Source organism: Streptomyces polygonati (assembly GCF_042650325.1).
GTDB lineage: Bacteria > Actinomycetota > Actinomycetes > Streptomycetales > Streptomycetaceae > Actinacidiphila > Actinacidiphila polygonati.
The window spans coordinates 35,474-46,797 of sequence record NZ_JBHSBB010000011.1 but is presented as its reverse complement, the minus strand read 5'-3'; the positions used below and the strand labels follow the sequence as shown (position 1 = coordinate 46,797).

Annotated in this window: 11 protein-coding genes; 4 read left to right on the top strand and 7 right to left on the bottom strand. The window is 72.4% G+C overall.

All coding sequences use genetic code 11. The annotated features are described in order from the left end of the window. The coding region (locus ACFO3J_RS17105) for a chitinase (protein WP_386430290.1) at positions 1-1,034 on the bottom strand (1,034 nt) is incomplete at its 3' end. Positions 1,035-1,261: 227 nt separating this feature from the next. Continuing rightward, the gene (locus ACFO3J_RS17100; protein WP_386430320.1) at positions 1,262-2,038 is read right to left on the bottom strand and encodes an SDR family oxidoreductase; all 777 of its coding nucleotides are present in this window, start codon (positions 2,036-2,038) and stop codon (positions 1,262-1,264) included. 323 nt (positions 2,039-2,361) lie between these two features. On the opposite strand from ACFO3J_RS17100, the gene ACFO3J_RS17095 reads away from it, so the two are divergent. From ACFO3J_RS17095 to ACFO3J_RS17085, 3 genes are read left to right on the top strand one after another with little or no spacing between them, the layout of a single operon-like run. Then, positions 2,362-4,044, top strand: coding sequence for an FAD-dependent oxidoreductase (locus tag ACFO3J_RS17095; RefSeq protein ID WP_386430289.1), 1,683 nt, complete (start codon positions 2,362-2,364; stop codon positions 4,042-4,044). After that, positions 4,041-5,537, top strand: coding sequence for an ATP-binding protein (locus ACFO3J_RS17090; protein ID WP_386430288.1), 1,497 nt, complete (start codon positions 4,041-4,043; stop codon positions 5,535-5,537). Before ACFO3J_RS17095 ends, ACFO3J_RS17090 begins: the two co-directional genes overlap by 4 nt. After that, a complete protein-coding gene (locus tag ACFO3J_RS17085; protein WP_386430287.1) occupies positions 5,534-5,884 on the top strand; it encodes a UBP-type zinc finger domain-containing protein in 351 nt (116 codons plus the stop codon). The genes ACFO3J_RS17090 and ACFO3J_RS17085 overlap by 4 nt, the downstream gene beginning before the upstream one ends. Positions 5,885-6,031: 147 nt before the next feature. Here the strand turns inward: ACFO3J_RS17085 and ACFO3J_RS17080 are convergent, their stop codons facing one another. Next, positions 6,032-6,604, bottom strand: a complete 573-nt coding sequence (locus ACFO3J_RS17080; protein ID WP_386430286.1) for a hemerythrin domain-containing protein — start codon at positions 6,602-6,604, stop codon at positions 6,032-6,034. 203 nt (positions 6,605-6,807) lie between these two features. Between ACFO3J_RS17080 and ACFO3J_RS17075 the strand changes: the two genes are divergently transcribed. Then, a complete protein-coding gene (locus ACFO3J_RS17075) occupies positions 6,808-8,178 on the top strand; it encodes a condensation domain-containing protein (protein WP_386430285.1) in 1,371 nt (456 codons plus the stop codon). Positions 8,179-8,185: 7 nt separating this feature from the next. On the opposite strand, the gene ACFO3J_RS17070 is transcribed toward ACFO3J_RS17075, so the two are convergent. The 4 genes from ACFO3J_RS17070 to ACFO3J_RS17055 form a co-directional block, all read right to left on the bottom strand. Continuing rightward, a complete protein-coding gene (locus ACFO3J_RS17070) occupies positions 8,186-8,956 on the bottom strand; it encodes a 4'-phosphopantetheinyl transferase family protein (protein WP_386430284.1) in 771 nt (256 codons plus the stop codon). Further along, on the bottom strand, positions 8,953-9,816 hold the full coding sequence (locus tag ACFO3J_RS17065) for a hypothetical protein (protein ID WP_386430283.1): 864 nt from the start codon (positions 9,814-9,816) through the stop codon (positions 8,953-8,955). Before ACFO3J_RS17065 ends, ACFO3J_RS17070 begins: the two co-directional genes overlap by 4 nt. Before the next feature lie 5 nt (positions 9,817-9,821). Further along, a complete protein-coding gene (locus ACFO3J_RS17060) occupies positions 9,822-10,157 on the bottom strand; it encodes an acyl carrier protein (RefSeq protein WP_386430282.1) in 336 nt (111 codons plus the stop codon). A 79-nt stretch (positions 10,158-10,236) separates the two neighbouring features. Then, a complete protein-coding gene (locus ACFO3J_RS17055; protein ID WP_386430281.1) occupies positions 10,237-11,169 on the bottom strand; it encodes a 3-oxoacyl-[acyl-carrier-protein] synthase III C-terminal domain-containing protein in 933 nt (310 codons plus the stop codon). Positions 11,170-11,324: the final 155 nt, after the last annotated feature.

Sequence of the window (11,324 nt, the reverse complement as noted above, 5' to 3'; positions counted from 1 at the left end):
ACGTTGGTGCCGAAGGTCCAGTTCTTCGAGCCGTCCCAGTTGAGCGACCAGGTCATCAGGCCCTTGAGCCCGTTGCTGTACGTCCGCCACGCCTGGGAGACCAGGTCGGTGGACATGTAGCCGCCGCCCGCGCCCGGCTGGGCCGGCAGGCCGGGGACCTGCTTGTCGTAGGGGACCTTGACGGTGGTGCCCTGGACGACCAGGCCCTTGTTGAGGCAGGTGGTCTGGGCGGTGAAGCCGGCCACCGTACCCGCCTGGTAGGAGTCGCCCGAGCAGCCGTACATGCTCCCGTTGTAGTACTGCATGTTGAGCCACCAGAGCCGGCCGTTGTCCGCGTACTTCTTCACGATCGGCAGGTAGGCGCCCCAGATGGAGCCGTAGACGATGCTGCCGCCGGTGACATAGGCGGTCTCGGGCGCCATCGTCAGGCCGAAGCCGACCGGCATCTGGGCGAGCACACCGTCGATGATGCGGATGAGGTTGGCCTGCGAGGTGGACAGGGTGTTGATGCTTCCGCTGCCGACCAGGCCGGTCTCGATGTCGATGTCGATGCCGTCGAAGTTGTACTTCTTCAGGATCGGCACCACGGTGGCCACGAAGCGGTCCGCGACGGCGCTGGAGCTGAGGTCGATACCGGCGGCTGCGCCGCCGATGGACATCAGGATCGTCGAGCCGGCCGCCTTGGCCTGGCACATCTCGGCGGGGGTCGCGACCTTCACGCCCGTGTCCATGCCGTCCTGCCATTCGACCGTGCCGTCGGAGAGGATGACGGGGAAGGCCGCGTTGATCACGTTGTAGCCGTGCGCCGCGATCCGGGAGTCGGTGATGGGGATCCAGCCCAGGCCCGGGTGGACGCCGTTGGCGGCGCCGTCCCAGTTCTCCCAGTAGCCCTGCAGGACCTTGCCCGCGGGTCTCGGCTTCGTGGCGCAGGTGTCGACGTTGGCCGCCGCGTGTGCCGCCGCGGCGACCGGGATCTGTGCGAGGAAGGCCATGGCCAGGCCGACGCCCAGCAGCCGTAACCTCCGACCGATCATGCTGTGCTCCCTTCCCGTCGTGGGCCCAGGGCCACGAGTTGGTAGAAGCCGCCGGACCGGAGCGTAGGAGTGGTCCCGACCGGCCGTCAATAGGTCTGGACCAAGTCGGCCGGTCCCCACCCACGCCGTCCCTTCACCGTAGGACAGCGCGCGGACGGCCCGCCGGCGGCTCCGCGGTCGGCCGGCGCCGGGCGCGCACCGGCCGTCCGCGGAAGGGGAGGAAGCGGTCAGGTGGTGGTGATGAAACCGCCGTCCACGGTGAAGTCGGCGCCGAGGACGTTGGCTGTGCGGTCGCTCGCGAGGAAGACCACGAACTCCGCGACCTCCTGCGGGCGGCTGAACCGGCCGCTGACGATGCCGCCGGCCGCCTGCGCGCGGACCTGGTCGGGGGTCAGGCCGGCCGCCGCGGCGGTGGCGTCGGCGATGCCGCCCGCACCCAGCCACAGGTCGGTCTCCACCGGTCCCGGGCTGATGCTGTTGACCCGCACCCCGCGGCCGCCGAACTCCTTCGACAGCGCCTTGGAGAAGTTGACCAGGGCGGCCTTGCCCGCGCTGTAGTCGATCACGGCCGGGTCGGGGAAGACCGCGTTGACCGAGCCGATGTTGATGACCGACCCGCCGGCTTCGAGCATGGCGGGCAGGATCGCCCTGGTCACCGAGACCGCGACCAGCAGATTGAGGTCCAGGCTCCGGCGCCACTGGTCGTCGGTGATGGACAGGAAGCCGCCGGTCCTGGCCACCGCCGAGCCGACGTTGTTCACCAGGATGTCCACCCGGCTGCCGGCCGCCTCGGCCAGCCTCGCCACGCCCTGCGGGTCGGACAGGTCGGCCGGCACCCACCGCGCGCCGGTCTCCTCGACCAGGGCCTCCAGCCCGGGCGAGCTGGTACGCGAGACGGCCACCACCCGGGCGCCCACCGCGGCCAGCGCCTCGGCCGCCGCCAGTCCGATGCCCTTGCTCGCTCCGGTCACCACGGCCACTCGGTCCTGCAACTCCTGCGCCACCTGGTCCACGTTCCCTTTCCACGGATTCCACGGATTCGCCACAGATCCGCCGGGGCCCGGTACGTCCACCGTGCCGCCCCCGGCATCGGGGGCCCACGGTACGGGGACGTCCCGCATCGTGGATACCCGCGGCGGCGTCCCGCGACTCGGGAGGCGGCGGACCGCGGCGGATCGGGGCGGGATCGGGGCGGGATCGGGGCGCTCACCCCCTCCCACCGGCCCGTCCGCGTCCCCCGGGACTGCGAGGCGGCACCGGCCGTGCCTACGATGGGAACTGCCGTGCCTCGGGCCGGCACCGACACAGCGCGCGAATGGGGGTACGCATGCCGGGGAAAGAACCCGGCGGCGCGACACGGACCGTGATCGTGACCGTTGACGACGACCCTGCCGTTTCCCGGGCAGTGGCCCGTGACCTGCGACGCAGGTACGGCGAGCGGCACCGGATCGTCCGGGCCGAGTCCGGCGAGTCCGCCCTCGGGGCGCTGCGGGAGATGCGGCTGCGCGGCGACCGCGTCGCCGTGATCATGGCCGATTTCCGGATGCCCTCGATGAACGGCATCGAGTTCCTGGAGCAGGCGATGGACGTGTATCCGGCCGCACGGCGGGTGCTGCTCACCGCGTACGCCGACACCACCGCCGCCATCGACGCCATCAACGTGGTCGATCTGGACCACTATCTGCTCAAACCCTGGGATCCGCCGGAGGAGAAGCTGTACCCGGTGGTCGACGACCTGCTGGACGCGTGGCTGGCCACCGATCACCGGCCGGTGTCGGAGACCAAGGTCGTCGGGCACCGCTGGTCGGCGCGCTCCTCGGAGGTGCGGGAGTTCCTGGCCCGCAACCAGGTGCCGTACCGCTGGTACGCCAGCGACGAACCGGAGGGGCAGGGCCTGCTCGCGGCGGCCGAGGAGGACGGGCTGCGCCTGCCGCTGGTGATCACCACCGACGGAAACGTGCTGGTGGAGCCGTCCGACCAGGATCTGGCCAGTGGCGCCGGGCTGGCCACCACCCCGTCGGCCCGGTTCTACGACCTGGTGGTGATCGGCGGCGGTCCGGCCGGTCTGGGCGCGGCCGTCTACGGCGCCTCCGAGGGGCTGCGCACGGTGCTCACCGAGCGTACGGCGACCGGCGGACAGGCCGGGCAGAGCTCGCGGATCGAGAACTACCTCGGCTTCCCCGACGGCGTGTCCGGGGTGCAGCTCACCGACCGCGCGCACCGGCAGGCGAACAAGTTCGGCGCCGAGATCCTGACCGCCTGCGAGGTCACCTCGCTGGAGGTGAGCGGGTCCTCGCGCACCGTGCGGTTCTCGGACGGCTCGGAGGTCTCCGCGCACACGGTGATCCTGGCCACCGGCGTGTCGTACCGGCAGCTCGCCGCGCCGGGCGTGACCGAGCTGACCGGGCGCGGCATCTACTACGGCTCGGCGCTGACCGAGGCGGCCGGCTGCAAGGGCGAGGACGTCTACATCGTCGGCGGCGCCAATTCCGCCGGGCAGGCCGCGGTGTATCTGGCCAGGGGCGCCAAGTCGGTGACGATCCTGGTCCGCGGTTCCTCGCTGACCGCGTCGATGTCGCACTACCTGATCCAGCAGATCGCGGCCACCCCGGGAGTCTCGGTGCGCACCGGTACCGAGGTGGTGTCCGCGCACGGCACCGACCACCTGGAGCAGATCACGCTGCGCGACACCTCGACCGGGGAGACGGAACTGGTCGACGCCCAGTATCTGTTCGTGTTCATCGGGGCCGCGCCGCGCACCGACTGGCTGGACGGGGTGGTGCGGCGCGACGAGCACGGTTTCGTCGTCACCGGGCCCGATCTGGCCGCGGCCGGGCAGCGCCCGGCGGGCTGGCCGCTCGACCGGCCCCCCTACCACCTGGAGAGCAGCGTCCCCGGCGTCTTCGTGGCCGGTGACGCGCGGGCCGAGTCCGCCAAGCGGGTCGCTTCGGCGGTCGGCGAGGGCGCGATGGCGGTCATGCTCGTCCACCGATACCTGGAGCGGCTGTGAGCGTGCAGAAGGGTTCGTGCAGCGCGGCCGAGCTCCGGTCGCTGTTCCTCTTCGAGAAGCTGACCGACGAGCAGCTGGACTGGCTGTGCCGCGAGGGCGGCGTCGAGGAGGTCGAGGCCGGTCCGGTGTACGCCGAGGGCGACCCGGCGACCTGCTTCTACGTGCTCCTGGAGGGCACGGTGGTGATGTCGCGCCGGGTCGGCGCGGACGACGTGGAGGTGACCCGGACATCCCAGAAGGGGGTGTACGCGGGGGCGTTCCAGGCGTATCTGGGCGAGCGGGTGCCGCAGGTTTACAGCCAGTCGCTGCGTACCACGGTCCCCTCGCGGTTCTTCGTGCTGTCGGCCGAGCTGTTCGCCGGGATGATGCAGGACTGGTTCCCGATGGCCGTGCACATGCTGGAGGGGCTGTTCCTCGGCGACCGGAGCACCCGGCAGGCGGTGGACCGGCGCGAGCGGCTGCTCGCCCTGGGCTCGCTGTCGGCCGGCCTGACCCATGAGCTGAACAATCCGGCGGCCGCCGCGCTGCGGGCGACCTCGACACTGCGTGAGCGGGTCGCCGGGATGCGGCACAAGCTGGGCGCGATCGCGGCCGACCCGCACCGGCGGGCCGCCATCGCCTCACTGGTCGAACTGCAGGAGCGCGCGGTGGAGCAGGCCGCCAAGGCCATCAACGCGCCGCCGCTCAGCCCGGTGGAGACCTCGGACCGCGAGGACGCCATCGCCGACTGGCTCGACGACCACGGCGTGGGGGGCGGCTGGGAGCTCGCGGCGACCTTCGTGCAGGCCGGGCTGGACGCCGACTGGCTCGACCAGGTGGCCGAGGCGACCGACGAGGCGACCCTGGACGGAGCGCTGCGGTGGCTCAACTACACCGTGGAGACCGAGCTGCTGATGAACGAGATCCAGGACTCCACCGCCCGGATCTCCTCGCTGGTGGGCGCGGCCCGCCAGTACTCGCAGCTGGACCGGGCGCCCTACCAGGTGGTGGACGTGCACGAACTCCTCGACAGCACCTTGCAGATGCTCGCCGGGAAGATGGGTCCCGGTGTGCACGTCGTCAAGGAGTACGACCGTACGCTGCCCAGCATCCCGGGCTATCCGGGCGAGCTGAACCAGGTCTGGACGAATCTCATCGACAACGCGGTGTCCGCGATGAACAAGGAGGGCACCCTCACGGTGCGCACCGCGGCGGACCGGGATCATCTGCTGGTCGAGTTCCGGGACACCGGCCCGGGTGTGCCCCCCGAGATCAGGGAGCGGGTCTTCGAGCCGTTCTTCACGACCAAGCCGGTCGGCGAGGGCACCGGTCTCGGGCTGGACATCTCCTGGCGCATCATCGTCAACAAGCATCACGGTGACATCCAGTTGGAGTCGGTGCCCGGCGACACCCGGTTCCGGGTACGTCTGCCGCTCACCGCCCCTTCCCGTGAGCAGGAGCCGGAATCCGCGGCATCGGAGACATCAGCACCAGAGGAGGAGGAGTCGGTATGACCACGACCCCAGGAATCGACCCGTCCGTCCCGCCGAGCGGGACCGGCTGCACCGAGTGCGAGGCCAGCGAGGGCTGGTGGCTGCATCTGCGCCGCTGCGCGGAGTGCGGGAACATCGGCTGCTGCGACAGTTCCCCCTCGCAGCACGCGAGCGCGCACGCCGAGAGCACCGGCCACCCGGTCGTCCAGAGCTTCGAACCGGGCGAGGAGTGGTTCTGGAACTACCGGACGGAGAACTACGTCGACGACGGGCCGCAGCTGAGCCCGCCGGTCAGCCACCCGGCCGACCAGACGGTCCCCGGGCCCCAGGCGCGTGTCCCGGCCGACTGGCAGCGGCGGCTGAACTGACCCCGGCGGACCGGACCAGGGGCCCGGGGTGACCGAGTCCGCTCGGTCACCCCGGGCCCCGGCATGAGGGGGCTGCCGCCGCGCTCCGGCGCGGGGTGGCCGCTCGAGCCGTCCGGCCCGGGCGGTCCTGCCCGCGGGGCCGCGCGGTCAGTGGCCGATGGCGTCGCGGGCCTTGTCCATCATCGCGGCGAACGGGCCGGTCAGCTTGAGCGCGGTGGGGTTGCCGGCCGCGATGGGGTGCGGGTGGGTCGGGGCGAGGTGCTCGGCCCTGCGCAGCCGGTCGCCCATGGTGCGCCGCTGCAGGACCGTGCACTGGGCCACGATCGCCGGGAACTCCTCCTGCTCCTCGTGCTCGGCGTGGGCGCTGACCGCCTGCTCGAACTCGGCCATGGTGCGCAGGAATTCGGCGCTGGTGACGTCCATGCCCTCCAGTTGCTTGAGGACCTTGGCCGCCTCCTTCTCCTCCGCGTTGCGGGCCTCGGCCTCGGCCTCGCCGGCCGTCTTCTGGGCCATCGGCCGGACGATCAGCTCCTCGGCCGCCTCGTGCACGGCCAGCAGCGCCCGCAGTTCGTCGAACGCCCGCTTCCTGCCGTCGGGGTCCGCGACGGCGATCTCCGCGAACAGGCCCCGGATCCGCGCGTGCTGCTCCAGCAGCAGCGCGACCACGTCGCCGCTCGGCAGCATCGCGGCGGCCTCACGCTCGGTTTCGGCTGAACTCATCGCTGGCTCCTTCGATCGTCTTGCGCGTCCGTCTCCCTGCGTCGCGTGACCCGGCTCGGCGAATGAAAACCGCCGGAGCGCGGAATTCCGGTTTCGCTAGTACGCGAAACCGGGCCTGCCGGCGCCCGCGGACCGGCATACTTCCGGTCACCGCCGTCGGCGGGCATGAGCGGGAACCGAGGCTTCCAGCTGAGGAGTTGTCGATGAGCGTGCCGGAGTCGGAAGAGCTGTGCCTGGACGTGTCTGGCGGGCGGTCCGGGCAGGGCCCGGCCACCTGGGGCCAGCAGGCGATCTGGGACGCGGTGTCGGTGCTCGGCGACGACGCTCCACGCTACAACGTGTCGGTCGGCTTCGAGCTGCCCGCCGGCCGGCCGCGCGCCGCCGTACTGGAAGCGCTCACCCGGGCCGCGCGGCTGCACGAGTCGCTGCGCACCCGGCTGCTGCCGGACGGGGCAGGCGGGCTGACCCAGGTGCTGGACGCCGCCGGCCGCTTCCCGGTGACCGTACGCGGCTGCGAGCGCGAGGACACCGAGCGGGCGGGCGGGCAACTGCTCGGTGAACTGGCCGCGCTCCCCTTCGACTGCGCCGGCCAGTGGCCGCTGCGGATCGGGCTGGTCGAGGCGGACGGGCTGGTACGGTACTACGCGATGGCCCTGTCGCACACCGCGGCCGACGGCGGTGGGCTGCGCCGGCTCGCCCGGGACGTGGTGATGCTGCTGGACGGTGTGTCGCCGGAGCGGCTGCGGGAGCTCTTCCCGGCGACCCAGCCGCTGGACCAGGCCGCCTACCAGCACTCCGAGCGGGGGCGGAAGCGGGACGCCGCCTCCCGCAAGTACTGGTGCGCCAAGCTCAGCGAGGGGCCGCGCGGCCTCTTCCCGCCGCGCGGCGAGCGGGTGCGCGACGCGCTCTTCCCCAACGCGGTGCTGCACTCCCCCGCGTTGCTGCGGGCGGTGGACCATGTGGCCGCGGTGCGCGGGGTGAGCGGATCGTCGGTGCTGCTGGCGGCGGCGGCCCGGCAGATCAGCCTGCTGGGCCGGGCGCCCGAACAGCTGCTCCAGGTGGTGGTCAACAACCGCTTCCTGCCCGGGATGTCGCAGACGATCACCACACTGGCCCAGGAGGGGCTGTTCCATCTGCGCACGGTGGACGAGGACTTCGGGGATCTGGTGCGACGGGTGCACATGAGCGCGCTGGGCGCCTATCGCTACGCCTCCTACGACAAGCGGCTGCTGGACCGGGACATCGAGGAGCTGCGCGGGCGGCTGCCGGATCTGGCCGACCACTCCTGCTTCTTCAACGACACCCGTGAGCCGGAGCTGTTCCGCCCGCCGGCCGGGGACACCGAGGTGCCGCCGCTGGAGCGGGCGGCTGAACTGACCACGCTGGCCTGGCCGGTGGAGTTCCCGCCGCGCAAGAACCTCAGCTTCGCGATGGATGTGGTGGACGCGCCGGGCGCGCTGGAGCTGGCGATGACCGCCGACAGCGCGCTGATCCCCCGGCAGGACATGGAGTCCTTCCTGCGCGGCATCGAGGACGCGGTGGTCGGCGACGCGCTCGCCACCGGCTGCGTCTGACCGGCCGTCAGCCCGCTGCGGCCGGTTCGTAGGCCCAGGTGCGCGGGCACGGGCGGGGCCGCGACTCCCCGGTGACGGCGACGGCCGCCCGGTAGTCCGGGGCCGGTCCGGGGACGGCGGCGACCCGGCACCGGCCGAGCGGGCCGTCCATCGTCCCGCTCGGGCCGGCCGGGACGGTCACGCCGAGTCCCTGCATCAACTGGCCGCCGAACACTTTGACGTACGCCTCCTTGTACGCCCACAGGCGGGTGTAGACCGCGCCCGGTGAGCTGTCCGCACGGGCGTCGGCGCCGGGTGACTCCACCTGGCGGGCCTCGGCGGCCGGGAAGTAGCGGCGGGCGAGCCCGAGGGCCGCTTCGGTCGGCACCAGGATCTGCACGTCGACGCCGACAGCGACCGGCGTGTCGGGCCGGGAGGGCGACACGCCCGGGCCGGGCGCGGTGGGAAGCAGCGCGAGCAGCGCCCAGTCGCCGCTGGCGCTCAGATTCCAGCCGAGGTCCGCGCCGGGCCCGGCGAGCCCGGGCTTGCCGTTCGGTCCCGCGGTACGGCGCAGTTCGGCGGCCGCGCAGCCGGCCCGTGCGGCCAGGATCCGGCGGACGGCGCCGTGCGCGACACCGTAGCGGGGGTTCCGGGCCGCCCGCCGCCGCTCCTCGGTGTCGAGGTCGTCGAGGAGGGCGGCGATGACCTCGGGCGGCTGGAGCAGCGGTATCGACCAGACCTCGACGTCGCGGATGCCGGTGGCAGCGGGCCCGGGGTGCTCCGTGAACGGCGCCGTCATGGGACGCGCAGGCGCGCGAGGTCGAGATAGCCCAGCAGCGGGTCGTACTCCGCGACGAGCACGCTCCGCCGCTCGGCCCGGACGCGCGGGAGGGTGTCGGCCAGCAGTGACCACAGTCCGGTGTACGGGTTCTCCCGGCGCGCCCGCAGTGTCTCGGCGCCGGGCGGCGCGGCGAAGTCGGCGAGCCCGGGGCCGAGCAGTAGAAGGGGTTCCCGGCGTGTCGCGGGTGTCTCCGCCAGCGCGGCCCCGATCCGCTCGTGGGCTTCCGGGGGGCGCAGGCGCGCGCTCTCGCCGGGCAGCGTCACGGTCAGGTCGGACGCGCGCTCCCACAGCAGGCCGACCGCGCGGGCGCGGTCGGCCACCGGGGTGCCGTCGGGCGGGACGTAGGGCAGGCCGGCCTGCTCCATGACCAGGACCAGGGCGCGTTCGAAGGCGCCGCCGGCCAGATAGGAGCGCACCAGGCGCAGCGCGCTGAAGGCGCCGGCGGTGCCCTGTTCGGTCAGCGCGAAGGCGAAGGGCTGCCCGGGGCAGTGCGAGCCGAGGTGGACCGAGGCGGCGCGGCCGGGCTGGATGTCGGGGGACGCGAAGACCTCGATCAGCAGGTCCACCGGGCGGTCCGGCGTGACCAGTTCGGCGATGACGGCCTCGCCCATCTCGGCGTAGGACTGGCCGCTCCCCGCGGTGATCCGCTCCTCGTCCAGGGGCAGGCCGTAGGGGCGGACGAGGTCGCCGACGAACACCCGCAGATCCGGGTCGAGCGCGGTCGGCGAGTCGGTGCTGAAGCCGAGGCCCACCGCGCCCGCCAGCTGGAGCGGCCCCGGCTCCGGCCGGGGGCCGGGCGCGGTGACGATACGCAGCAAGGGGGTCAGTCCTCGTCCACGACGTGGGTGGCGACGAAGGTGGCGAGAGTGGCGGCGCTGCGCAGGTCGTCGGGGGTGATGTCCTCGACGTCGATCTGGATGTCGAGGTGGTCCTCCAGTTCCAGGATCAGTTCCAGGGTCTTCCCCGAGGTCAGGCCGAGATCCTCCATCAGGGCGGCGTCCACCGGGAGGGGATCGGCGGTCTGCTGGTTGAGGACGCGCGGCAGCAGCAGCGTAATGCCCTGCTCGACCCGCCCGCGCAGGTCCGGCTGCGGGGACCCGTCGCCGCTCGTGGTCGGCGTGTCGTGGTCGGTGGCGACTTCGGTGAAGGCGTCGGTCATGGTCCGTTTCCCGTCTGGGGGACCCGCCGGGGCGCGAGGCCGCGGGCGGGTACGTGGTGAACAGTGATGGGCGGCTGGGTCAGTGCTGGAGCACCATCGCCGCGAAGGTGGCGCCGAGCCCGGCGGCGGCGACCAGATAGCGGTCGCCGGGGCGCAGCAGTCCGCGTGTGGTGGCGGTGTGGTGGTTGAGGAAGAAGTCCGCCGCGAAGCTGTGGCCCACGGACGGGACGTTCTCCAGCACCACCTTGTCCAGCGGGTAGCCGACGGTCCGGCAGATCCGCCGCCAGGAGATCCGGTTGACGTTGTGCGGCAGCAGCAGGGTCAGTGACTCCCAGCTCTCGCCGGCCTGTTCCAGCGCTGCTTCCAGCACGCCGATCAGGGCCTGCGGATAGGCGCGCTGGTAGCGGTCCAGGAGTTCCTGGTCCTCCGCGAGGCGTCCGTCGAACTCCCCGCGCAGGTCAACCGCGTAGGACAGCACCCGGTCCCTGTCACCTTCGGCGCTTACCAGGCAGGCCGCCGCCGCTTCGCCGAACACGGTGGTTTCCGGGACCAGTTGGGCATCTCGGGTGAACGTCTTCTCTCCCGCCAGGATCAGCGCCAGCGCCTCCGGGTCGGGATCTGCCGCCAGCAGCCGGCCGGCCACGTCGACGGCCAGCAGGGAGCCGGCGCAGGCGTGGTGGGTGACGGTGAACGCACGAGCGTGTTCGAGCCCCAGACGGCCGAGCAGTTCGTGCAGCGGGTTGACCGGGTAGGGCACCCCGACCGGCATGCCGCGTGCGTGCAGCACGTAGCGGACCAGGTGTTCGCGACCGCGCAGCTCGGTCAGTGCCTCCGCCGCGTTGGCCAGCAGCTCCGTCAGATCGCCGTCCGGTTCGAAGCGAACCTGGTCGAGGCCGTGGAACCGGCGCAGCAATGTCTTCTGACGGGCCGTCAGCCCCAGTCGCTCGCCGACCTTTTCGATCGGTTCGACAACCGGTGGCAGGTGGACTGCGACTGCCGTGAGTGCGGTCACGCGGGTTAGTATTCCGACACCCCGCGCTTCGCACAAGATTCCCCCCGGGGGCGTCCGCGCCCCCGACCGGTCCGGTGGAACAGCGGCCCCGTCCGGTGCATCCAGTCCCGGCCGTTCGGCCCGTACGGCGAGTCGTCCGCGCGGTCCGGCGGCCC

Bases quoted from the DNA above. Each gene is read 5' to 3' on its own strand.
- ACFO3J_RS17095 (WP_386430289.1), top strand. From the start codon at position 2,362: ATGCCGGGGAAAGAACCCGGCGGCGCGACACGGACCGTGATCGTGACC.
- ACFO3J_RS17085 (WP_386430287.1), top strand. From the start codon at position 5,534: ATGACCACGACCCCAGGAATCGACCCGTCCGTCCCGCCGAGCGGGACC.
- ACFO3J_RS17080 (WP_386430286.1), bottom strand. From the start codon at position 6,604: ATGAGTTCAGCCGAAACCGAGCGTGAGGCCGCCGCGATGCTGCCGAGC.
- ACFO3J_RS17075 (WP_386430285.1), top strand. From the start codon at position 6,808: ATGAGCGTGCCGGAGTCGGAAGAGCTGTGCCTGGACGTGTCTGGCGGG.
- ACFO3J_RS17070 (WP_386430284.1), bottom strand. From the start codon at position 8,956: ATGACGGCGCCGTTCACGGAGCACCCCGGGCCCGCTGCCACCGGCATC.
- ACFO3J_RS17060 (WP_386430282.1), bottom strand. From the start codon at position 10,157: ATGACCGACGCCTTCACCGAAGTCGCCACCGACCACGACACGCCGACC.